The 22,515-nt window shown below is 66.8% G+C and carries 19 protein-coding genes; 17 read left to right on the top strand and 2 right to left on the bottom strand.

The window, feature by feature from the left end:
* Positions 1–14: 14 nt before the first annotated feature.
* A complete protein-coding gene (locus LPB260_RS03495) occupies positions 15–788 on the top strand; it encodes an electron transfer flavoprotein subunit beta (protein ID WP_208707251.1) in 774 nt (257 codons plus the stop codon).
* 41 nt (positions 789–829) lie between these two features.
* Complete coding sequence (locus LPB260_RS03500; RefSeq protein ID WP_208707252.1) at positions 830–1,075, top strand: hypothetical protein; 246 nt, start codon at positions 830–832, stop codon at positions 1,073–1,075.
* Between the two features lie 59 nt (positions 1,076–1,134).
* Here the strand turns inward: LPB260_RS03500 and LPB260_RS03505 are convergent, their stop codons facing one another.
* Both LPB260_RS03505 and LPB260_RS03510 read right to left on the bottom strand, forming a co-directional pair.
* Positions 1,135–2,256, bottom strand: coding sequence for a GlxA family transcriptional regulator (locus LPB260_RS03505; protein WP_208707253.1), 1,122 nt, complete (start codon positions 2,254–2,256; stop codon positions 1,135–1,137).
* 476 nt (positions 2,257–2,732) lie between these two features.
* Entirely contained in the window at positions 2,733–4,112 is a 1,380-nt protein-coding gene (locus LPB260_RS03510; protein ID WP_208707254.1) for an L-serine ammonia-lyase, read from the bottom strand.
* Positions 4,113–4,461: 349 nt separating this feature from the next.
* On the opposite strand from LPB260_RS03510, the gene choX reads away from it, so the two are divergent.
* The 15 genes from choX to dbpA all read left to right on the top strand — a co-directional run bounded on the left by choX (position 4,462) and on the right by dbpA (position 22,495).
* Positions 4,462–5,385, top strand: a complete 924-nt coding sequence (gene choX, locus LPB260_RS03515; protein WP_208707255.1) for a choline ABC transporter substrate-binding protein — start codon at positions 4,462–4,464, stop codon at positions 5,383–5,385.
* A gap of 667 nt (positions 5,386–6,052) precedes the next feature.
* Positions 6,053–7,249, top strand: a complete 1,197-nt coding sequence (locus LPB260_RS03520) for a glycine betaine/L-proline ABC transporter ATP-binding protein (RefSeq protein WP_208707256.1) — start codon at positions 6,053–6,055, stop codon at positions 7,247–7,249.
* A gap of 1 nt (position 7,250) precedes the next feature.
* A complete protein-coding gene (locus tag LPB260_RS03525) occupies positions 7,251–8,132 on the top strand; it encodes a proline/glycine betaine ABC transporter permease (RefSeq protein WP_208707257.1) in 882 nt (293 codons plus the stop codon).
* A 39-nt stretch (positions 8,133–8,171) separates the two neighbouring features.
* Positions 8,172–9,116, top strand: a complete 945-nt coding sequence (locus LPB260_RS03530; RefSeq protein WP_208707258.1) for a choline ABC transporter substrate-binding protein — start codon at positions 8,172–8,174, stop codon at positions 9,114–9,116.
* A gap of 146 nt (positions 9,117–9,262) precedes the next feature.
* The gene (locus LPB260_RS03535) at positions 9,263–10,117 is read left to right on the top strand and encodes a glycine betaine ABC transporter substrate-binding protein (protein WP_208707259.1); all 855 of its coding nucleotides are present in this window, start codon (positions 9,263–9,265) and stop codon (positions 10,115–10,117) included.
* Positions 10,118–10,339: 222 nt separating this feature from the next.
* The gene (locus tag LPB260_RS28905; RefSeq protein ID WP_218281503.1) at positions 10,340–10,468 is read left to right on the top strand and encodes a YtoQ family protein; all 129 of its coding nucleotides are present in this window, start codon (positions 10,340–10,342) and stop codon (positions 10,466–10,468) included.
* 165 nt (positions 10,469–10,633) lie between these two features.
* Complete coding sequence (gene betI, locus LPB260_RS03545) at positions 10,634–11,281, top strand: transcriptional regulator BetI (protein ID WP_208707260.1); 648 nt, start codon at positions 10,634–10,636, stop codon at positions 11,279–11,281.
* Between the two features lie 262 nt (positions 11,282–11,543).
* The gene (betB, locus tag LPB260_RS03550; protein ID WP_208707261.1) at positions 11,544–13,016 is read left to right on the top strand and encodes a betaine-aldehyde dehydrogenase; all 1,473 of its coding nucleotides are present in this window, start codon (positions 11,544–11,546) and stop codon (positions 13,014–13,016) included.
* A gap of 109 nt (positions 13,017–13,125) precedes the next feature.
* Positions 13,126–14,808: a choline dehydrogenase gene (gene betA, locus LPB260_RS03555; RefSeq protein WP_208707262.1), complete on the top strand. Its 1,683-nt coding sequence runs from the start codon at positions 13,126–13,128 to the stop codon at positions 14,806–14,808.
* 173 nt (positions 14,809–14,981) lie between these two features.
* Positions 14,982–16,178 (top strand): glycine betaine/L-proline ABC transporter ATP-binding protein, encoded by a 1,197-nt coding sequence (locus LPB260_RS03560; RefSeq protein WP_208707263.1) that lies wholly within the window; start codon positions 14,982–14,984, stop codon positions 16,176–16,178.
* 1 nt (position 16,179) lies between these two features.
* A complete protein-coding gene (locus LPB260_RS03565) occupies positions 16,180–17,061 on the top strand; it encodes a proline/glycine betaine ABC transporter permease (protein WP_208707264.1) in 882 nt (293 codons plus the stop codon).
* 37 nt (positions 17,062–17,098) lie between these two features.
* Positions 17,099–18,043: a choline ABC transporter substrate-binding protein gene (locus LPB260_RS03570; protein WP_208707265.1), complete on the top strand. Its 945-nt coding sequence runs from the start codon at positions 17,099–17,101 to the stop codon at positions 18,041–18,043.
* Between the two features lie 188 nt (positions 18,044–18,231).
* A complete protein-coding gene (locus tag LPB260_RS03575; protein ID WP_208707266.1) occupies positions 18,232–19,674 on the top strand; it encodes a TldD/PmbA family protein in 1,443 nt (480 codons plus the stop codon).
* The gene (locus tag LPB260_RS03580; protein WP_208707267.1) at positions 19,674–21,005 is read left to right on the top strand and encodes a TldD/PmbA family protein; all 1,332 of its coding nucleotides are present in this window, start codon (positions 19,674–19,676) and stop codon (positions 21,003–21,005) included. The genes LPB260_RS03575 and LPB260_RS03580 overlap by 1 nt, the downstream gene beginning before the upstream one ends.
* A 110-nt stretch (positions 21,006–21,115) precedes the next feature.
* On the top strand, positions 21,116–22,495 hold the full coding sequence (gene dbpA, locus LPB260_RS03585; RefSeq protein WP_208707268.1) for an ATP-dependent RNA helicase DbpA: 1,380 nt from the start codon (positions 21,116–21,118) through the stop codon (positions 22,493–22,495).
* Positions 22,496–22,515: the final 20 nt, after the last annotated feature.

The raw sequence follows: 22,515 nt of genomic DNA on the forward strand, positions 1-22,515 counted from the left end.
GCTGCGGGTGTGCCATGACTGACTTGAACATCATCACCCTGGTCTCGGTCGGCGCCCACCCGACCTCGGGCCGCGCCCGCCGCGCCGAGCAGGACTCGCGCGCCGTCGAGCTGGGCCTGCGCCTGGCCGGCGACAAGCTGCAGGTGCTGCACGCCGGCGATCCCCAGGAAGAGGCGCTGCGCGCCTACCTGGGCATGGGCCTGGCGGAAATGGCGGTACTCGAACAACCCAAGCAGGCCGATGCCCTGCCGGTGCTGACCCGCTACCTGCAGGAGGCCGGCGCCCAACTGGTGCTGACCGGCAGCCAGGCGGAAACCGGCGAAGGCTCGGGGCTGCTGCCCTTCCTCCTGGCCGAGCGCCTGGGCTGGCCCCTGGTGGTCGGCCTGGCCGAGGTGGAGAAGGTCGAGAATGGCGTGGCCCAGGTGCTGCAAGCCCTGCCCCGCGGCCAGCGGCGCCGCCTGCGGGTGCGCCTGCCGTTCCTCGCCTGCGTCGACAACGCCGCCCCGACCGCGCGCCAGAGCGCCTTCGGCCCGGCCCGTCGCGGCCAGCTGCGCGCCGAGGACGTGACCATCATCGAGGACAACCTGCTCGCCGAAGCCCAACTGCAGCCGGCCCGCCCGCGGCCCAAGCGGCTCAAGGTGATCAAGGCCAAGACCGGCGCCGAACGGATGAAGGCGGCCACGGCCAAGGCATCCGGCGGCGGCGGCAAGGTGCTCAAAGATGTCTCGCCACAGGAAGGCGCCGAGGCTATCTTCAAGCTTCTGATTGAAGAAGGGGTGCTGCGCTAAGGCGCGGCACCGGCCGTTAAACCGACGGAGCATAGCGAGCCATGATGCATGCCGACCTGATCGACCAAGAGGACTTCCGCGACCGCCTGGTGGCGCTGGGCCTCTCCATTCCGCCCGGCGTCAGCGCCGAGCAGGCCTGCGAGTACGCGGTTCAGGGCCTCAGCCCGGACCGCGCGCAGGCCCTGCGCCGGCTGGTCGAGGAGCTGCTGGGCGGCAACGCCACCCTGCTGCCGACCGTGCGCGAGGCGATCTCCCGCCACCTGCTGCCAGCCCTGGTGCCGCGCTGAGACGCAACTGCCGGGCATGAAAAAGGGGCGCATCGAGCGCCCCTTTTTTCTGCCTGCGGTCAGACCGGGCGGTTGGGGTACAGGCGTACGCTGGCGAAGGTCGATTCGCCCTGGGCGCGGGTCAGCGCGGTCATGGCGGTGGACGAGGACGGGCGCATCAGGTCCTCCGGCATCGGCACCAGGGCCACCACGTTGCTGGAGGTCTGGCCGGCGCGCTCATCGCGAGGCGGAATGCCGAAGTACTCGCGGTAGCACTTGGAGAAGTGCGGGGTGGAGACGAAGCCGCACACCGAGGCGACTTCGATGATCGACATCGAGGTCTGCTTTAGCAACTGGCGTGCACGGATCAACCGCAGCTTCAGGTAGTAGCGCGACGGCGAGCAGTGCAGGTACTTCTGGAACAGGCGCTCGAGCTGGCGGCGCGACACGTCGACGTAGCAGGCCAGCTCGTCGAGGTCGATCGGCTCTTCCAGGTTGGCTTCCATCAGCGCGACGATCTCCTGCAGCTTCGGCTGGTTGGTGCCGAGCATGTGCTTGAGCGGCACGCGCTGGTGATCCTGCTCGTTGCGGATGCGCTCGTAGATGAACATCTCGGAGATTGCCGCGGCCAGTTCGCGGCCGTGCTCGCGGCCGATCAGGTGCAGCATCATGTCCATCGGCGCGGTGCCGCCGGACGAGGTGCAGCGGGTGCGGTCGATGGAAAACAGGCGGGTGCTGATGGCGGCGCGGGGGAAGGCCTCCTGCATCGCCGCGAGGAATTCCCAGTGCACGCTGCAGTCGAAGCCGTCGAGCAGGCCGGCCTTGGCCAGCGCCCAGCTGCCGGTGCACACACCGCCGAGCTGGAGACCGTGACGGCCCTGCACCTGCAGCCAGTGCAGGTGCTCGCGAGTGACGCTGTGCTGGATATCCACGCCGCCGCAGACGATCACCGCGTCCAGCGCCGGGGCATTGTCCAGGCCGGCATCAGGGGTGATCTGCAGGCCATCGCTGGCGCTTACCGGCAGGCCGCTCTGGGTCAGGGTGTACCAGCGATACAACTCCTTGCCGGAGAGCTGGTTGGCCATGCGCAAGGGTTCCACGGCCGAAGCCAGGGAAATCAGGGTGAAGTTGTCCAGTAGCAGGAAACCAATGGACTGAGGAACACGGTTCTGGGGCTGGGCCCCTTGGTTGGACTGCGACATCAGAGAAACCCTCACGCTGAGCACGTATTCGAGCCTTCGTGGCGAGGCTCTTCATTGATCTTGTTGTTCTGGTATGTGACATACCCAGACCGGTATGAATCACAAGGCAAACGCCGTGCCTAATTTGATTGTCTGTTCAATAAAAAATGAACAACATCCAATCCACGTGCCATTCAGCCTTCCCAAGAGCGACAGAATCATCCTACCTGCGACGGCAAATGCTCAGACGCCCGAGCGCCTGAGCATTTCAGTAGCACTGCGGGTGCGACAGATTGTCACCCCAGCCTTCCGTCTGGTAACACCGGTAACAGACCAACGGTCCGGCAATTGACCCAGCGGTCGCTTCAGATTAGCCGAGAAGCGACCGGCGGCACGCCCCGAAATCGGGCGCAGTGGCTGTTGCCACGCACCAGAAAGGGCAGCGGCAGCGACCGCTCCGCTGCCTTGATACTAGTCGCGCACAGACCCTTCGCGACTCAACACTCGACCGCGCTGACCGCCAGGCCACCGCGCGAGGTTTCCTTGTACTTGTCGTGCATGTCGGCACCGGTATCGCGCATGGTGCGGATCACCCGGTCGAGCGAGATGAAGTGCTCGCCGTCGCCGCGCAGGGCCATCTGTGCGGCGTTGATCGCCTTCACCGCGGCGATCGCGTTGCGCTCGATGCACGGCACCTGGACCAGGCCGCCGACCGGGTCGCAGGTCAGCCCGAGGTTGTGCTCCAGGCCGATCTCGGCGGCGTTCTCCAGCTGCTCCGGGGTGGCGCCGAGGATCTCCGCCAGGCCCGCGGCGGCCATGGCGCAGGCCGAGCCGACCTCGCCCTGGCAGCCCACTTCGGCGCCGGAGATCGAGGCGTTCTTCTTGCACAGGATGCCCACGGCCGCGGCCGCCAGCAGGTAGTCGACCACGTCGGCCTCGCTCACCGCCGGGCTGAAGCGCACGTAGTAGTGCAGCACCGCCGGGATGATCCCGGCCGCGCCATTGGTCGGCGCGGTGACCATGCGCCCGCCGGCGGCGTTTTCCTCGTTCACCGCCAGGGCGAACAGGTTGACCCACTCCATGCCGCTCAGGGTCGAGCCGATCACGTTGGGCTTGCTCATCTCCTGCAGGCTGCGGTGCAGCTTGGCGGCGCGGCGCTTGACGTTGAGGCCGCCGGGCAGGATGCCCTCGTGCTTCAGGCCGTTGTCCACGCAGTCGCGCATGGCCTGCCACAGGCGCATCAGGCCGGCGCGGATCTCCGCCTCGCTGCGCCAGGCCTTCTCGTTCTCCATCATCAACTGCGACACGCGCAGGCCGTGCTGCTTGCACAGGCTCAGCAGCTCGGCGGCGCTGTTGAAGTCGTAGGGCAGCCGGGTGCTGTCCTGATCCAGCTGGCCGGCGGCGGCCTGTTCGGCGTCGACCACGAAGCCGCCGCCGATCGAGTAATAGGTGTCAGCGTGCAGCTCGCGGCCTTCGCCGCAGAACGCCGTCAGCGTCATGGCATTGGGGTGGTACGGCAGGTTCTCCTCCAACAGCAGCATGTCGCGCTGCCAGTCGAAGGCCACCGCCAGGCGCCCGTCCAGCTGCAGCTGGCCGCTGGCGCGCAGCGCCTCGATACGCGGAGCGATCTGGCTCGGGTCGATGCTGTCGGGCCACTCGCCCATCAGGCCCATGATCACCGCGGTGTCGCTGCCGTGACCGACCCCGGTGGCCGACAGCGAACCGTACAGGCGCACTTCGATACGACCCACGCGCTCGAGCAGGCGACGCTCGCGCAGGGCGCCGACGAACAGCGCCGCGGCGCGCATGGGGCCGACGGTATGGGAGCTGGAAGGCCCGATACCGATCTTGAACAGGTCGAACACACTAATAGCCACGACAATCTCCTGAACGGGGTGCTGCAATGCCGCCATCATCAAGATTTCGCCAGCACTCAGGAGTCCCATACCGACTCGCCTGTGTCCAAATCCGTCAGCCCTCGAACGGGACTGCCCGACGGGCCGTCCGGCAAGCGTGATCCAGTGCGCATTTCTCTCCATGAGCCATGCGATCCGCGACAAAATCGTTCCGTATGCGACTTCGCGCATAGGCACCAACCAACTTCCGGCGCCATGATCCAGGCGCCCATGCGCCGGCCGGCAACCCATCGCGTGCCTCGCCCAGGGCCACACGCCCCGCCCGTCCCGGAGCGGCAGGGAATCCGTCAACGGTGACTTGGATATGCCCATGACCCGATACAAGAGCTTTCTCCTGGCGGCCGCGCTGAGCACGCCGTTGCTGGCCCAGGCGGCCGATCCCGCGGCCTGCGACCGGGTGCGCCTGGCCGATGTCGGCTGGACCGATCTGATCGTGACCAACGCCGTCACCCGTCTGCTGCTCAGCGAACTGGGCTACCGCACGCAGATCAAGCGCCTGTCCGTGCCGGAGACCTACGACGCCCTGCGCAACAATGACCTCGATGTATTCCTCGACCTGTGGATGCCCAGCTCGGAAAAGGGCATACGCCCCTATCTGGATGACGGCTCGATCGAGCTCATCGCGGTCAACCTGGAAGGCGCCAAGTACACCCTGGCGGTCAACCAGGCCGGCTTCGACGCGGGGATCAGGAGCTTCGAGGACATCGCCAAGTTCAAGAAAGCCCTGGGCGGCAAGATCCACGGCATCGAGCCGGGCAACAGCGCCAACAAGACGATCCAGCAGATGATCGAGAAGAATGCCTTCGATCTCAGCGACTTCAAGCTGGTGGAGTCCAGCGAATCGGACATGATCCTGCACGTCAAACGCGCCGACCACCTCGGCAAAGCGGCGGTGTTCCTCGGCTGGGAGCCGCACCCGATGAACAACCAGCTGAAGATGAACTACTTGCCCGGCGGCGACGACTACTTCGGCCCCAACCTGGGCGGCGCCACCGTCTACACCGCGGTGCGCAAGGACTACGCCAGCCAGTGTCCGAACCTCGGCCGACTGCTGAAGAATCTGCGCTTCAGCCTGCAGATGGAGAACGATCTGATGGAAGCCATTCTCAACCAGAACACCACCCCCAGGCGCGAAGCCAAGGCCTGGTTGAAAGCCAACCCGCAGGTGCGTGCGCAATGGCTACAGGGCGTCAGCAAGCGCGACGGCAGCCCGATTAGCAGCGGCCAGCCGTAGTTAATTTCGAACACCCGAACCTCCCCCCGAGCCCCCGTCATACGGAGCCTCCACCCCGGAACAGGGCCTTCCGACCGCGCCCGGCGCGGTCGGCAGCCTTGGCCAAAGGGCCATCGAGTCTGTTAAGGTTTTTTTAGGCAGACAGCATGTCGTCGCCCAACACGTCGACGTCGCAAACCGATAATTGCGACGTCTCGAAGCCTATATCGTTGAGTCAGCCGATCTCGTCGCTGTCTTCTCCCCCGAGGGAGCTGGCAGACCGGAGCCCCACCGCTCTGGACCGAAAAAGATAAGCGCTGGCACCCCTACTTAGGCGCCGGCCTAACAAGAAAATTCGGATGCACGCGCATCTCGATGTTGAGATGTGATTTCCCAAAGGATTGGGCTTCGTAACACTGCCAGAGGGTTTGGAAAGCAGTTTGCAGCACGGCACAGCAAGGTTCACTCACCCACGCACTCGAGTAGCGCCCACGGCCATGGCCGGTGGAGCGACACCCCGATGGCGTCCGAGTACCCCGCCCCATCGTTCTGCAGCCTGTTGTCCAAACCCGGAAATCATGACCACCCACACAGGCAAGAACAGTCGGCATCACCTGACGAATGGCCCGAGGGCGCTCATCAGGTTCCATGTAGCTGGTCTGGATGTCTACTGAAGGGGAAACCTCCCATGAAGTCTGGAAAGATCGTCGTCGAGAACCTCTACAAGGTCTTCGGCCAAAACCCACAGGATGCCATCGACCTGCTCAAGCAGGGTTGGAGCAAGGACAAGATCCTTGCCGAGAAAGGCGCCGTCATCGGCGTCAGCGACGTGTCCTTCAGCGTCGAGGAGGGCGAGATCTTCGTCCTCATGGGCCTCTCGGGCTCGGGCAAGTCCACCCTGATCCGCCTGATCAACCGCCTCATCGAGCCCAGTGCCGGTGACGTCTACATCGACGGCCAGAACGTGGCCAAGATGGCCACCTCCGAGCTGGTCGACCTGCGTCGCCGCGACATGAGCATGGTCTTCCAGTCCTTCGCCCTGATGCCCTCGCGCAGCGTGCTGGACAACGCCGCCTTCGGCCTCGAGGTCGCAGGCGTCGGCCGCAAGGAGCGCGAGAAGCGCGCCATGGACGTGCTCGCCCAGGTCGGCCTGGACACCTTCGCCCACAAGTACCCCCATGAGCTGTCCGGCGGCATGCAGCAGCGCGTCGGCCTGGCCCGCGCCCTGGCGGTAGACCCCTCGATGATGATCATGGACGAGGCCTTCTCCGCCCTCGACCCGCTCAAGCGCCGCGAGATGCAGGACCTGCTGCTGGAGCTGCAGAAGACCCATCGGCGCACCATCATCTTCGTCTCCCACGATATCGAGGAGGCCATGCGCATCGGCAGCCGCATCGGCATCATGGAGGGCGGCAAGCTGATCCAGGTCGGCACCCCCCAGGAACTGGTCGACAGCCCGGCCAACGACTATGTGCGCAACTTCTTCGACACCGTCGACACCAACCGCTACCTCACCGCCGGCCAGCTCAAGGCCGACAGCGTGCCGCTCTACGTGCACAACGGCGTCGCCCCCGACGCCAACAAGGTGTGCAAGGAGCTGCAGGAGCTGGACAAGCACTACGCCTTCATCGTCGACGAGAACAAGCGTTTCTGCGGCTCCATCAGCCTGGAGAAGATCGCCCTGATGGTCGACGGCAACAGCCAGTGCGGCCTCGATCTCGACGTACTCAAGCGCATCGACCCGGTCCCCGAAGACATGCCGCTGGACCAGGTGATCGAACGCCTGGTGGACAACGAGGGGCCGATCCCGGTGATCGACGCCAACGGCCACTACAGCGGTGCCATCAGCAAGGGCCGCCTGCTGAATCGTATGCAGGGAGAATGACATGAGCGACAAGAAACTCGACCTGGGCAGCTGGGTCAACGATGTGGTCCAGCACCTGCTGGACAACTACAGCGGCGCCTTCGACAGCATCGGCAGCGTGGTCGCCGGTTTCTCCGAGGCCATCGAGGCCCTGCTGATGTTTCCGCCGGCCTGGCTGCTGATCGCCATCTTCGTCGGCCTCGGCCTGTGGCGCATCGGCGCGCGCTTCGCCGCCTTCACCGCGGTGTCGTTCATCCTCATCGTCATGACCGGCTTCTGGGAGCAGACCGTGGTCACCCTCGGCCTGACCTTCTCTTCGACCCTGATCAGCCTGCTGCTGGGCATCCCCCTGGGCATCTGGGCCGCGCGCAGCGAGCGGGTGGCCACCACCATCCGCCCGGTGCTGGACTTCATGCAGACCATGCCGGCGTTCGTCTACCTAATCCCGGCGGCCATGCTGTTCGGCCTCGGCCGCGTGCCGGGGATCATCGCCACGGTAATCTTCGCCATGCCGCCGGCCGTGCGCCTGACCAACCTGGGCATCCGCCAGGTCAACAAGGAGATCGTCGAGGCCGGCCAGTCCTTCGGCTGCACCGGCCGCCAGCTGCTGTTCAAGGTGCAGCTGCCCAACGCCATGCCGTCGATCATGGCCGGGGTCAACCAGACCATCATGATGGCCCTGTCGATGGTGATCATCGCCTCCATGGTCGGTGCCGGCGGCCTGGGCAATGACGTGCTGGCGAGCATCCAGCGCCTGGATATCGGTCTAGGCTTCGAGAGCGGCATGGCCGTGGTGTTGCTGGCGATCATTCTCGACCGCATCACCGAAAGTTTCGGGACCAAGCAGACTGAACCACGCAGCGGACTGATCAGCTGGGTGAGCGCGCGATTCCAGCGCCAGTGAACAGCACGCCTCTTAATTCATTCATACAGGGAGTCATTAATGAATAAGCTCAAGACCATCGCCGGCCTCGGCCTGCTGTCCTGCGCCCTGGTGCAGAACGCCTGGGCCCAGGAACCGGAAAGCTGCAAGCAGGTGCGTTTCGCCGAGATCGGCTGGGCCGACATCGCCGCCACCACCGGCGTCGCCATGACCCTGACCGAGGGCCTGGGCTACCAGCCGCGCAAGATCATGGCCTCGGTGCCGATCGCCTTCACCGGCGTGCAGAAAGGCCAGATCGACGTGTTCCTCGGCTACTGGGCGCCCTCCATGGACGCGGTGATCGAGCCCTTCGCCAAGGACGGTGGCGTCAAGGTGCTGCCGACGCCGAACCTGGAAGGCGCCAAGTACACCCTGGCGGTCCCCACCTACACCGCCGAAGCGGGCCTCAAGAGCTTCCAGGACATCGCCAAGTTCAAGGACGAGCTGGGCGGCAAGATCTACGGCATCGAGCCGGGCAACGACGGCAACCTGCTGATCGAGCAGATGATCAAGAACGACCAGTTCGGCATGGGCGGCTTCCGCATGGTCGAGTCCAGCGAGGCCGGCATGCTGGTCCAGGTGCAGCGCGCGGTGAAGAAGAAGGAGCCGGTGGTGTTCCTCGGCTGGGCCCCGCACCCGATGAACACCCAGTACGACATCACCTACCTGGCCGATGGCGATGACGTGTTCGGCCCGGACTACGGCGCGGCCAAGGTCTACACCGTGGTCACCCCGGACTACGAGGCGCGTTGTGCCAACGTCGGCAAGCTGCTGAACAACCTGCAGTTCAGCGTCGAGATCGAAAGCCAGCTGATGGAAAAAGTGCTGGAGAAGGAAGATCCGGTCGAAGTGGCGAAGAACTGGATCAAGGCCAACCCGGAAATGCTCGACAAGTGGCTGGCCGGTGTCACCACCTATGACGGCAAGGATGGCGTCGCCGCGGTCAAGCAGCACGTCGGCCTGTAAGGACCAGAGCCACGACCCGGTTCGTGGCTCGAAGACCAGCCGGTCGCCGGGGTTTCGCCCCGGCAACCGGCCGGCGCAGTACCCGCAATCAGAACGAGCCAGTAACACCAACAAGAACTGCAACTCACCCTGACGGAGTTACACCTATGCGCAAACTCAAGACCCTCCTCCAAGGCCTCGGCGCCGCCGCCCTGGCAGTCGGCATGTCCTCCGCCGTGGCCGCGGACAAGCCGACCCTGACCTTCGGTTTCGTCAACGGCTGGGACGACAGCGTCGCCACCAGCTACCTGGCCGCCGAAATCATGGAAAGCAAGCTCGGCTACGACGTCGAGCTCAAGCCCCTCGAGCCGGCCATCATGTGGCAGGGCGTAGCCCGCGGCGACATCGACGGCCTGCTCTCCGCCTGGCTGCCGGTGACCCACGGCGAGTATTACGCCAAGTTCAAGGACCAGCTCGAAGTGCTCGGCACCAACTACAACGACGCCAAGATCGGCCTGGTCGTGCCGGACTACGTCGAAGCCAAGAGCATCGCCGACCTGAACGCCACCAAGGCCGCCTACGACGGCAAGATCACCGGCATCGATGCCGGCGCCGGGATCATGCGCCGCACCGAGGAAGCCCTCGAGAAGTACAAGCTCGACTACAAGCTGATGCCGAGCTCCGGCCCGGCCATGGCCACCGCCCTGGCGCGCGCCATCAAGAAGAACGAAGCGATCGTGGTGCCGGGCTGGGTACCGCACTGGATGTTCGCCAAGTGGAAGCTGCGCTTCCTGGAAGACCCGATGGGCGTCTACGGCGAAGCTGAGCACGTCGACTCCGTGGTCAATCCAAGCTTCAAGGACAAGGCACCGGAAGCGGTCGCCTTCCTCAAGAAGTTCAACTGGACCAGCGAGGAAATCGGTGCGGTGATGCTGGCCATCCGCGACGGCGCCAAGCCGGAGCAGGCCGCCAAGGACTGGATCGCCGCCAACCCCGAGCGGGTCGAGTCCTGGCTGAAGTAAGCCACCTCAGCGATACAAAAAGCGGGCCTCGGCCCGCTTTTTTGTTTTTCCGTCCAGGCAGCTTCCCCCTGGCCTACCGCCCGTAACGGCGCGCGCCTTGAGGCGGCATCGACGCCAGGCCCAGGCCGCCGCCCATGAAAAGCCGCGCAAGCCGTGGCAGACTGTCCGCCACTCGGCGGCTCAGAGCCGGCATCCATTCGATAGAACAGACCCGGGAAGACCATGACCTGGAAAGTGTACTTATCCGGTGAAATCCATACCGACTGGCGCCAGCAGATCATCCAGGGCGCCGCAGCGCAGAGCCCGCAACAGGTGGTCGAACTGCTCAAGTACATAGTCGCCGAGGCCTAGCCGCGCTCTCGATCAACAGCTCGCTGCACGGGCTTTTCGGACGCCGCGCCACACATGTCCCCGGGCGACAATTCGTCTCCTAAAACGCGTTCTTTATTGATCGGTCAATAAAGAACGCCCTAGACTGCGTCCTTCCTCGCCAAGTCCCTGTCGCCGGAGAAACCGATGCCCAAGGTCGGAATGCAGCCGATCCGCCGCTCGCAGCTGATCGCCGCCACCCTCGAAGCCGTCGACCAGGTCGGCATGGGCGATGCCAGCATCGCCTATATCGCCCGCCTGGCCGGGGTGTCGAACGGCATCATCAGCCATTACTTCCAGGACAAGAACGGCCTGCTCGAGGCCACCATGCGCCACCTGATGCAGGCACTCAACCAGGCGGTGCGCCAGCGCCGCGCCAGCCTGCAGGACGACAGCCCGCGCTCGCACCTGCGGGCGATCATCGACAGCAACTTCGACGACAGCCAAGTCAACGGCCCGGCCATGAAGACCTGGCTGGCCTTCTGGGCCTCGAGCATGCACCACCCGGCCCTGCGCCGCCTGCAGCGGATCAACGACCATCGCCTGTATTCCAACCTCTGCGGCCAGTTCCACCGGCTCCTGCCGCAGCCCCAGGCCCGCGCCGCGGGCCGCGGCCTGGCGGCGCTGATCGACGGCCTGTGGCTGCGCGGGGCCCTGTCCGGCGAGGCCTTCGATACCCGCCAGGCGGTACAGATCGCCTACGACTACCTCGACCTGCAACTGGCCAAGGCCGATTCGCCCCCGGCCAGCCAGCCGGCGCGCACCAGCCGTCATCCGGCCAGCAGCCAGCACTGACGGCAAACCGGCCCCGCCGAACGGGCCGGCCCCGTATTTCAATTATTTCTCGCACCCCGCGAGGCCGTCTGCGCCGTCGCTTTCGGAGCAGGCTTTGTCGTTCCCGAACAGTTTTGTTGTTTGAGCGTTCAATAAAAATAAAGTAGGCTGGCTTCCACTTTGATCGGCGCGCATGGCCACAAGCATACCGCCGAGCCAGCCGGCCAGGGGCGACAAACCCGCCCGCCGGCCCTATCCAGATGCCAATCAAGAGGATTCGACCATGGCCCGATTCGACGAACAGAAGCTCTACATTGGTGGTCGCTACACCGACTCGAGCAGCGGCGCGAGCTTCGAGACCGTCAACCCGGCCAACGGCGAAGTGCTCGCCCAGGTGCAGCGCGCCGGCAAGGAAGACGTCGATCGCGCCGTCGCCAGCGCCACCGAGGGCCAGAAGGTCTGGGCGGCGATGACCGCCATGCAGCGCTCGCGCATCCTGCGCAAGGCCGTGGACATCCTCCGCCAGCGCAACGACGAGCTGGCCGCACTCGAGACCCTCGACACCGGCAAGCCGCTGTCCGAGACCCAGGCGGTCGACATCGTCACCGGTGCCGACGTGCTGGAGTACTACGCCGGCCTGATCCCGGCCCTGGAAGGCCAGCAGATCCCGCTGCGCGAATCGTCCTTCGTCTACACCCGCCGCGAGCCGTTGGGCGTGGTCGCCGGCATCGGCGCCTGGAACTACCCGATCCAGATCGCCCTGTGGAAGTCGGCCCCGGCCCTGGCCGCCGGCAACGCGATGATCTTCAAGCCGAGCGAAGTGACCCCGCTGTCGGTGCTCAAGCTGGCCGAGATCTATACCGAGGCCGGCCTGCCGGACGGCGTGTTCAACGTGCTCACCGGCAGCGGCCGCGAAGTCGGCCAGTGGCTGACCGAGCACCCGGGCATCGCCAAGGTCTCCTTCACCGGCGGCACCAGCACCGGCAAGAAGGTCATGGCCAGCGCCTCCGGCTCGACCCTCAAGGACGTGACCATGGAACTGGGCGGCAAGTCGCCGCTGATCATCTTCGAGGACGCCGACCTCAACCGCGCCGCCGACATCGCCATGATGGCCAACTTCTACAGCTCCGGTCAGGTCTGCACCAACGGCACCCGGGTGTTCATCCCGCGCAGTCTGCAGGCGCGTTTCGAGGCCAAGGTGCTCGAGCGCGTGCAGCGCATCCGCCTGGGCAACCCGGAAGATGCCAACACCAACTTCGGCCCGCTGGTCAGCTTCGCCCACATGGAAAGCGTGCTCGGCTACATCGAGACCGGTCGCAAGGAAGGCGCGCGCCTGCTCTGTGGCGGCCAGCGCGTGACCGACGGCGAATACGCCCGGGGCGCCTATGTCGCCCCGACCGTGTTCACCGACTGCCGCGACGAGATGACCATCGTGCGCGAGGAGATCTTCGGCCCGGTCATGAGCATCCTCGCCTACGACACCGAGGAAGAAGTGATCCGCCGCGCCAACGACACCGAGTACGGCCTGGCCGCCGGCCTGGTGACCCGCGACCTGGCCCGCGCCCACCGGGTCATCCACCAGCTGCAGGCCGGCATCTGCTGGATCAACGCCTGGGGCGAGTCGCCAGCGGAGATGCCGGTCGGCGGCTACAAGCAGTCCGGCGTCGGCCGCGAGAACGGCGTGGCCACCCTGGAGCACTACACCCAGGTCAAATCGGTGCAGGTGGAGCTGGGCGACTACGCCTCGGTGTTCTGAGCCCGATCGTAGGGGGACGGGTCGCGCAGCGGCCCGGTCCACCACACCACTGCAGATTCGCCATGGTGGATGAGGGCCCGGCCCAATCCACCCTACGCAGGAAGGTCCCATGTCCCAAGAATTCGACTACATCATCATCGGCGCCGGTTCGGCCGGCAACGTGCTGGCCACCCGCCTGACCGAGGATGCCGACGTCAGCGTGCTGCTGCTGGAAGCCGGCGGCCCCGACTACCGCCTCGACTTCCGCACCCAGATGCCCGCCGCCCTGGCCTTTCCCCTGCAGGGCCGGCGCTACAACTGGGCCTACGTCACCGACCCCGAGCCGCACATGAACAACCGCCGCATGGAGTGCGGCCGCGGCAAGGGCCTGGGTGGCTCCTCGCTGATCAACGGCATGTGCTACATCCGCGGCAACGCCCTGGACTACGACGGCTGGGCCAAGCTCGAGGGTCTGGAGGACTGGACCTACCTGGACTGCCTGCCCTACTTCCGCAAGGCCGAGAGCCGCGACATCGGCCCCAATGCCTACCACGGCGGCGACGGCCCGGTCAGCGTGACCACGCCGAAGACCGGCAACAACCCGCTGTTCCAGGCCATGATGGAAGCCGGGGTGCAGGCCGGCTACCCGCGCACCGACGACCTCAACGGCTACCAGCAGGAAGGCTTCGGTCCGATGGACCGCACCGTGACCCCCCAGGGCCGGCGTGCCAGCACCGCCCGCGGCTACCTGGACCAGGCCCGCGGCCGACCGAACCTGAAGATCATCACCCACGCCCTCACCGACCGCATCCTGTTCAGCGGCAAGCGCGCCATCGGCGTCGCCTACCTGCACGGCAACAGCGACACCCCGCTGACCGTGCATGCCCGCCGCGAGGTGCTGCTGTGCAGCGGCGCCATCGCCTCGCCGCAGATCCTCCAGCGCTCCGGAGTCGGCCCGGCCGCCCTGCTGCGCGACCTGGACATCCCGGTGGTGCACGAGCTGCCCGGCGTCGGCCAGAACCTCCAGGACCACCTGGAAATGTACCTGCAGTACGCCTGCAAGCAGCCGGTGTCGCTGTACCCGGCGCTGCAGTGGTGGAACCAGCCGAAGATCGGCGCCGAGTGGATGTTCCTCGGCAAGGGCACCGGCGCCAGCAACCAGTTCGAGGCCGGCGGTTTCATCCGCAGCAGCGAAGAGTTCGAGTGGCCGAACATCCAGTACCACTTCCTGCCGGTGGCGATCAATTACAACGGCAGCAATGCGGTCAAGGAACACGGCTTCCAGGCCCACGTCGGCTCCATGCGCTCGCCGAGCCGCGGCCGCGTCCACCTCAAGTCCAAGGACCCGCGCCAGCACCCGAGCATCCTGTTCAACTACATGGCCACCGAACAGGACTGGCGGGAGTTCCGCGACGGCATCCGCATCACCCGCGAGATCATGGCGCAGTCGGCACTCGACCCGTACCGCGGGCGCGAGCTGAGCCCCGGTGTCGACGTGAACAGCGACGCGGAACTGGACGCCTTCGTCCGTGAACATGCGGAAACCGCCTTCCATCCCTCGTGCTCCTGCAAGATGGGCGAGGACGACATGGCGGTGGTCGACGGCCAGGGCCGGGTGCACGGCATGGAAGGCCTGCGCGTGGTCGATGCCTCGATCATGCCGATCATCACCACCGGCAACCTCAACGCGCCGACCATCATGATGGCCGAGAAGATCGCCGACAAAATCCGCGGTCGCACCCCGCTGCCGCGCAGCACCGCGCCCTACTACGTCGCAGGCGGCGCCCCGGCGCGCCGGGCGGCCCAGCGCTAACCGGTCGCCCCGGCGACCTCGGTCGCGGCCAGCGCCCGCCGGCGCTGGCCGCGCCACCTCATCCCACAGCCACCGACACAGGCAAGCACTATCGATAGCACTCCACGCCCCCAGCCTCGCGCGCCGGGTTCCAGTAACTGAACTGAATTCTAATAAGAGAGGGTCCTACCCAAATGCAGTCAGGAAAGATCGTCGTCGAGAACCTCTACAAGGTCTTCGGCCAAAACCCACAGGAAGCCATCGAGCTGCTCAAGGAAGGCTGGAGCAAGGACAAGATCCTTGCCGAGAAGGGCGCCGTGATCGGCGTCAGCGACGTGTCCTTCAGCGTCGAGGAAGGCGAGATCTTCGTCCTCATGGGCCTCTCGGGCTCGGGCAAGTCCACCCTGATCCGCCTGATCAACCGCCTCATCGAGCCCAGTGCCGGTGACGTCTACATCGACGGCCAGAACGTCGCCAAGATGGCCAATGCCGAGCTGGTCGACCTGCGTCGCCGCGACATGAGCATGGTCTTCCAGTCCTTCGCCCTGATGCCTTCGCGCAGCGTGCTGGACAACGCCGCCTTCGGCCTCGAGGTCGCAGGCGTCGGCCGCAAGGAACGCGAGAAGCGCGCCATGGACGTGCTCGCCCAGGTCGGCCTGGACACCTTCGCCCACAAGTACCCCCACGAGCTGTCCGGCGGCATGCAGCAGCGCGTCGGCCTGGCCCGCGCCCTGGCCGTGGACCCCTCGATCATGATCATGGACGAGGCCTTCTCCGCCCTCGACCCGCTCAAGCGCCGCGAGATGCAGGACGTGCTGCTGGAGCTGCAGAAGACCCACCGGCGCACCATCATCTTCGTCTCCCACGACATCGAGGAGGCCATGCGCATCGGCAACCGCATCGGCATCATGGAAGGCGGCAAGCTGATCCAGGTCGGCACCCCGCAGGAGCTGGTCGACAGCCCGGCCAACGACTACGTGCGCAACTTCTTCGACACCGTCGACACCAATCGCTACCTCACCGCCGGCCAGCTCAAGGCCGACAGCGTGCCCACCTACGTGCATAACGGCGTGGCGCCATGCGCCCTGGCCATCTGTCAGGAACTGCAGGCCCAGGACAAGCACTACGCCTTCGTCCTCGACGAGAACAAGCGCTTCTGCGGCTCCATCAGCCTGGAGAAGATCGCCCTGATGGTCGACGGGGTGAACCCGCGCGAGCTGAGCCGGGACCTGCTCAAGCAGGTCGAGCCGGTCTCTGAGGACATGCCGCTGGACCAGGTGATCGAGCGCCTGGTGGACAACGAGGGGCCGATCCCGGTGATCGACGCCAACGGTTTCTACAGCGGCGCCATCAGCAAGGGCCGCCTGCTCAACCGCCTGCAGGGAGAATGACATGAGCGACAAGAAACTCGACCTGGGCAGCTGGGTCAACGACGTGGTCCAGCACCTGCTGGACAACTACAGCGGCGCCTTCGACAGCATCGGCAGCGTGGTCAGCGGCTTCTCCGAGGGCGTCGAAGCCCTGCTGATGCTGCCGCCGGCCTGGCTGCTGATCGCCATCTTCGTCGGCCTCGGCCTGTGGCGCATCGGTGCGCGCTTCGCCGCCTTCACCGCGGTGTCGTTCATCCTCATCGTCATGACCGGCTTCTGGGAGCAGACCGTGGTCACCCTCGGCCTGACCTTCTCCTCGACCCTGATCAGCCTGCTGCTGGGCATCCCCCTGGGTATCTGGGCCGCGCGCAGCGAGCGGGTCGCCACCACCATCCGCCCGGTGCTGGACTTCATGCAGACCATGCCGGCCTTCGTCTACCTGATCCCGGCGGCCATGCTGTTCGGTCTCGGCCGCGTGCCGGGGATCATCGCCACGGTGATCTTCGCCATGCCGCCGGCCGTGCGCCTGACCAACCTGGGCATCCGCCAGGTCAACAAGGAGATCGTCGAGGCCGGCCAGTCGTTCGGCTGCACCGGCCGCCAGCTGCTGTTCAAGGTGCAGCTGCCCAACGCCATGCCGTCGATCATGGCCGGGGTCAACCAGACCATCATGATGGCCCTGTCGATGGTGATCATCGCCTCCATGGTCGGCGCCGGCGGCTTGGGCAACGACGTGCTGGCGAGCATCCAGCGCCTGGATATCGGTCTGGGCTTCGAGAGCGGCATGGCCGTGGTGTTGCTGGCGATCATCCTCGACCGCATCACCGAAAGCTTCGGCACCAAGCAGACCGCACCACGCAGCGGCCTGATCAGCTGGGTAAACGCGCGCTTTCAACGCCAGTGACCAGCCTTCACCCTACCTACCCCCAGAGGAATCGCTTATGAACAAGCTCAAGACCATCGCCAGCCTCGGCCTGCTGTCCTGCGCCCTGGTGCAGAACGCCTGGGCCCAGGAACCGGAAAGCTGCAAGCAGGTGCGCTTCGCCGAGATCGGCTGGGCCGACATCGCCGCCACCACCGGCGTGGCCATGACCCTCACCGAAGGCCTGGGCTACCAGCCACGCAAGATCATGGCCTCGGTACCGATCGCCTTCACCGGCGTGCAGAAAGGCCAGATCGACGTGTTCCTCGGCTACTGGGCACCCTCGATGGACGCGGTGATCGAGCCCTTCGCCAAGGACGGTGGCGTCAAGGTGCTGCCGACACCGAACCTGGAAGGCGCCAAGTACACCCTGGCGGTCCCCACCTACACCGCCGAAGCGGGCCTCAAGAGCTTCCAGGACATCGCCAAGTTCAAGGATCAGCTGGGCGGCAAGATCTACGGCATCGAACCGGGCAACGACGGCAACCTGCTGATCGAACAGATGATCAAGGGCGACCAGTTCGGCATGGGCGGCTTCCGCATGGTCGAGTCCAGCGAGGCCGGCATGCTGGTCCAGGTGCAGCGCGCGGTGAAGAAGAAGGAGCCGGTGGTGTTCCTCGGCTGGGCCCCGCACCCGATGAACACCCAGTACGACATCACCTACCTGGCCGGCGGCGATGACGTGTTCGGCCCGGACTACGGCGCGGCCAAGGTCTACACCGTGGTCACCCCGGACTACGAGGCGCGTTGCGCCAACGTCGGCAAGCTGCTGAACAACCTGCAGTTCAGCGTCGAGATCGAAAGCCAGCTGATGGAGAAAGTGCTGGAGAAGGAAGATCCGGTCGAAGTGGCGAAGAACTGGATCAAGGCCAACCCGGAAATGCTCGACAAGTGGCTGGCCGGTGTCACCACCTATGACGGTAAGGATGGCGTCGCCGCGGTCAAGCAGCACGTCGGCCTGTAACGCTCCGTCGTTCCCCCAGAACGCCGCCCACTTGGGCGGCGTTCTGCTTTCAGCGCGGCGCCTGCGACCGCTGCACGCCGCCGCCCTTGTCGCGGTCCGCGCCTTCGCGCCATGATGAAGGTCTGATCGGCTCGACCCATCCGCCACTGCCGCCCTGAACGGCGCCGCTCCGTGCAAGGAACCGTCGCATGTACCAGGCCTTCGCCGCCCTCAAGCGCCACTTCGCCGCACTGCACTGCGCGGCCGAGCACTGGTCGCTGCGCTACGTGCGCCAGGACGACCGCCAGCTGTGGGTGCGCAAGCACATCGCCGAACCGCCGCGCTTCAGCCGCGACGAGGGCGCCATGCTCAGCGTGCGCCTGGCGGGGGTCGAGGCCTATGCGGCGACCAGCGACCTGTCCCGCCAGGGCCTGCAGGCCGCCCTCGAGCAGGCGACCGAACTGGCCCGGCGCCTCGCGTCCTGCGCCCTGCTCGACCAGCGCACGCTGGAACCCTCCAGCGCCCGCGGCGACTACCGCTCGCCCGGCCTCGACCAGCCCTTCCCCTCGCTCGCCGAGTGCTACCAGCTGCTCGCCGCCGAGTCGGCGGCGGTGCCGGGCGATCCGCGCCTGGTCACCTGGCGGGTCGGCCTGCAGGTCAGCGAGGTCGAGCAGCTCTACCTGAACAACAGTGGCGCCGAGCTGAGTTCGGCGCAGCGCTTCGTCTACCCGCACCTCGGCGTCACTGCCTACGACGGCAGCGACAGCCAGACCCGCCACCTCGGCGGCGCCCACCTCGGCCAGCAGGGCGGCGCCGAGGTGATCGCGCGCCTGGGCCTGGTCGGCGCCGCGCCCCGGGTCGCCGACCAGGCCCTGCAACTGCTGCTGGCGCCCAACACGCCCAGCGGGCCGCGCGACCTGCTGCTGATGCCCGACCAGATGATCCTGCAATTGCACGAGTCCATCGGCCACCCCCTGGAGCTGGACCGCATCCTCGGTGACGAACGCAACTTCGCCGGCACCAGCTTCGTCAAGGTCGAGGATTTCGGCCACCTGCAGTACGGCTCGCGGCTGCTCAACGTGAGCTTCGACCCGACGCCTGCCGAGGAGCTGGCCAGCTACGCCTTCGACGACGACGGCAGCCCGGCGCGCAAGACCCTGCTGATCCGCGACGGACTGTTGCTGCGCCCCCTGGGCGGCGCCCTGTCGCAGCTGCGCAGCGGCCTGCCGGGGGTGGCCAACAGCCGCGCCAGCAGCTGGAACCGCCCGCCCATCGACCGCATGGCCAACCTCAATATCGAGCCGGGCAACCACAGCCTGGCGCAGCTGATCGGCGGCATCGAGCAGGGCATCCTGATGGCCAGCAACCGCTCCTGGTCCATCGACGATGCGCGCAACAAGTTCCAGTTCGGCTGCGAATGGGGCCAGCTGATCGAGCACGGCGAGCTGCGCGGGGTGGTCAAGAACCCCAACTACCGCGGCGTCTCCAGCCAGTTCTGGCGCTCGCTCAGGGCGGTCGGCGATGCCAGTACCGTCGAGGTGCTGGGCACCCCGCACTGCGGCAAGGGCGAGCCGAACCAGGTGGTGCGGGTCGGCCATGCCACCCCGGCCTGCGTGTTCGCCGCGGTCGACGTATTCGGCGGAGCCAGCTGATGAACGATCACGCCCACAGCCAGTTCGAGGCCCTCAGTCAGTGGCTGGGCGGCGCCCTGCTCGCCGACGAGGAGTTCAGCCTCGGTTACAGCGCCGAGTGCTCCGACTTCGTCCGCTTCAACCAGGCCAGAGTGCTCCAGGCCGGCCAGGTGCGGCAGGCCAGCCTGAACCTGCAGCTGATCCACCAAGGTCGCCATGCCGAGCAGCAGCTGAGCCTCAGCGGCGTGCCGCAGGTCGACCGCCAGCGCCTGGGCGAGGCCGTGCGGCAGCTGCGCGCGATCCTGCCCCTGCTGCCAGCCGATCCCTACCTGCAGTTCAACCGCGAGCCCTGGCACAGCCAGGCCCAGCGGCTCGAGACCCTGCCCGACAGCGCCGAGGTGATCGCCGAGGTGACGCGCCAGGCCGCCGGCCTCGACCTGGTCGGTTTCTACGCCGCCGGCCCCATCAGCCGCGGCTTCGCCAGCTCCAGCGGGGCCTTCGGCTGGCACCAGGCGAGCAGCTTCAACCTCGACTGGAGCCTGTTCCACGGCAACGGCCAGGCGCTCAAGGCGCAGTACGCCGGCCAGCACTGGCAGGCCGACGCCTTCGCCGAACGCCTGCGCCAGGGGCAGGAACAACTGGCCTACCTGGGCCTGCCGCCGCGCACCCTGGCGCCGGGCGACTACCGCGCCTACCTGGCCCCTGCCGCGCTGCAGGAGCTCCTCGAGCTGCTGGCCTGGGGCGGTTTCTCCGCCCAGGCCCTGGCCGAGAAGGACAGCCCGCTGCAGCGCCTGCACAGCGGCGAGGCCCGGCTCAGCCCGCTGCTGCACCTGCACGAGCAGGTCAGCGACTCGCTGCTCCCCGGCTTCTCCAGCGAGGGCTTTGTGCGCCGCGACCTGCGCCTGATCCGCGCCGGCCTGGCCGAGGAAAGCCTGGTCAGCGCCCGCAGCGCCGCCGAGTACGGCCTGCCGGCCAATGGCGCCAGCCCCTGGGAGGCGCCGGCCGCCCTGGCGATGGCCGGCGGCGATCTGCCCCAGGAACAGATTCTCGAACGCCTCGGCCGCGGCCTATATATCGGCAACCTGTGGTACCTCAACTACTCCGACCGGCCCGCCGCGCGGATCACCGGCATGACCCGCTTCGCCTGCTTCTGGGTCGAGGACGGCCGCATCCAGGGGCCGCTGACCAGCATGCGCTTCGACGACAGCCTCTATCGCCTGCTCGGCAGCCAGCTCGAGGCGCTGACCGGCGAGCGCGAGCTGAGCCTGTCCACCAGCACCTACCAGCAGCGCCACAACGGCTCGACCCTGCTGCCGGGCGCCCTGCTCGGCGGCCTGACCCTGACCCTGTAGCACAGGGCCTCGCGGCGTCCGCCGTCGGGCCGGCGCGGCCAGCGGCTCCGCGCCTAGCCGGCCGCGCCTGTTACACTGCGCGCCATTTCGTTCTTTCGCAGGTTCCAACCGTGACGTCCACCGCCTTCAACTCCCTGCCGCTGTCCGCCGCCATGCTGGCCAACCTCGAGTCCCTCGGCTACGCACAGATGACGCCGATCCAGGCGCAGAGCCTGCCGGTGATGCTCAAGGGCCTGGACCTGATCGCCCAGGCCAAGACCGGCAGCGGCAAGACCGCGGCCTTCGGCATCGGCCTGCTGCATCCGCTGAACCCGCGCTACTTCGGCTGCCAGGCCCTGGTGCTGTGCCCGACCCGCGAGCTGGCCGACCAGGTGGCCAAGGAGATTCGCCGCCTGGCCCGCGCCGGCGACAACATCAAGGTGCTGACCCTCTGCGGTGGCGTGCCCTTCGGCCCGCAGATCGGCTCCCTGGAACACGGTGCGCAGATCATCGTCGGCACCCCGGGGCGGGTGCAGCAGCACCTGGACAAGGGCACCCTGAAGCTCGACGGGCTCAACACCCTGGTGCTGGATGAGGCCGACCGCATGCTCGACATGGGCTTCTACGACAGCATCGCGGCGATCATCAATCAGACCCCGAGCCGGCGCCAGACCCTGCTGTTCTCCGCCACCTACCCGGCGGCCATCAAGCAGCTGTCCGCCGCTTTCATGCGCGACCCGCAGCAGGTCAAGGCCGAGGCCCTGCACGACGACAGCCAGATCGAACAGCGCTTCTACGAGATCGCCCCGGAGCAGCGCCTGGACGCGGTGGTCAAGCTACTGGCCAGCTTCCGCCCCGAGTCCTGCGTGGCCTTCTGCTTCACCAAGCAGCAGTGCCAGGAGGTGGTCGATCACCTGGGCAGCCGCGGCATCTCCGCCGCGGCGCTGCACGGCGACCTCGAGCAGCGCGACCGCGATCAGGTCCTGGCGATGTTCGCCAACCGCAGCCTGTCGGTACTGGTGGCCACCGACGTGGCCGCCCGCGGCCTGGACATCGACGCCCTGGACATGGTGATCAACGTCGAGCTGGCGCGCGACTCGGAGACCCATATCCACCGCGTCGGCCGCACCGGCCGTGCCGGCGCCAAGGGCCTGGCGGTGAGCCTGGTGGCGCCGGCCGAGGCGCACCGCGCCCAGGCCGTGGAGACCCTGCAGAAAGGCGCGCTGACCTGGCACCCGCTGGACAGCCTGAAGGCCCAGGCCGGCGAGCCGCTGCAACCGCCGATGATCACCCTGTGCATCGGCGCCGGGCGCAAGGACAAGCTGCGCCCCGGCGACATCCTCGGCGCCCTCACCGGCGAGGCCGGGATTCCCGGCACCCAGGTCGGCAAGATCGCCATCTTCGACTACCAGGCCCTGGTCGCGGTCGAGCGCGGCATCGCCAAGCAGGCGCTCAAACGCCTCACCGACGGCAAGATCAAGGGCCGCTCGCTGCGCGTACGCGCCCTCTGAGTCCCGACCAACCGCGGCCG

The organism is Pseudomonas sp. LPB0260 (assembly GCF_013388395.1).

What these genes read in the sequence shown, in the direction of transcription:
- LPB260_RS03495 (WP_208707251.1), top strand. Translation starts at nt 15, where the DNA reads ATGACTGACTTGAACATCATCACCCTGGTCTCGGTCGGCGCCCACCCG.
- LPB260_RS03500 (WP_208707252.1), top strand. Translation starts at nt 830, where the DNA reads ATGATGCATGCCGACCTGATCGACCAAGAGGACTTCCGCGACCGCCTG.
- LPB260_RS03505 (WP_208707253.1), bottom strand. Translation starts at nt 2,256, where the DNA reads ATGTCGCAGTCCAACCAAGGGGCCCAGCCCCAGAACCGTGTTCCTCAG.
- choX (WP_208707255.1), top strand. Translation starts at nt 4,462, where the DNA reads ATGACCCGATACAAGAGCTTTCTCCTGGCGGCCGCGCTGAGCACGCCG.
- LPB260_RS03520 (WP_208707256.1), top strand. Translation starts at nt 6,053, where the DNA reads ATGAAGTCTGGAAAGATCGTCGTCGAGAACCTCTACAAGGTCTTCGGC.
- LPB260_RS03525 (WP_208707257.1), top strand. Translation starts at nt 7,251, where the DNA reads ATGAGCGACAAGAAACTCGACCTGGGCAGCTGGGTCAACGATGTGGTC.
- LPB260_RS03530 (WP_208707258.1), top strand. Translation starts at nt 8,172, where the DNA reads ATGAATAAGCTCAAGACCATCGCCGGCCTCGGCCTGCTGTCCTGCGCC.
- LPB260_RS03535 (WP_208707259.1), top strand. Translation starts at nt 9,263, where the DNA reads ATGCGCAAACTCAAGACCCTCCTCCAAGGCCTCGGCGCCGCCGCCCTG.
- LPB260_RS28905 (WP_218281503.1), top strand. Translation starts at nt 10,340, where the DNA reads ATGACCTGGAAAGTGTACTTATCCGGTGAAATCCATACCGACTGGCGC.
- betI (WP_208707260.1), top strand. Translation starts at nt 10,634, where the DNA reads ATGCCCAAGGTCGGAATGCAGCCGATCCGCCGCTCGCAGCTGATCGCC.
- betB (WP_208707261.1), top strand. Translation starts at nt 11,544, where the DNA reads ATGGCCCGATTCGACGAACAGAAGCTCTACATTGGTGGTCGCTACACC.
- betA (WP_208707262.1), top strand. Translation starts at nt 13,126, where the DNA reads ATGTCCCAAGAATTCGACTACATCATCATCGGCGCCGGTTCGGCCGGC.
- LPB260_RS03560 (WP_208707263.1), top strand. Translation starts at nt 14,982, where the DNA reads ATGCAGTCAGGAAAGATCGTCGTCGAGAACCTCTACAAGGTCTTCGGC.
- LPB260_RS03565 (WP_208707264.1), top strand. Translation starts at nt 16,180, where the DNA reads ATGAGCGACAAGAAACTCGACCTGGGCAGCTGGGTCAACGACGTGGTC.
- LPB260_RS03570 (WP_208707265.1), top strand. Translation starts at nt 17,099, where the DNA reads ATGAACAAGCTCAAGACCATCGCCAGCCTCGGCCTGCTGTCCTGCGCC.
- LPB260_RS03575 (WP_208707266.1), top strand. Translation starts at nt 18,232, where the DNA reads ATGTACCAGGCCTTCGCCGCCCTCAAGCGCCACTTCGCCGCACTGCAC.
- LPB260_RS03580 (WP_208707267.1), top strand. Translation starts at nt 19,674, where the DNA reads ATGAACGATCACGCCCACAGCCAGTTCGAGGCCCTCAGTCAGTGGCTG.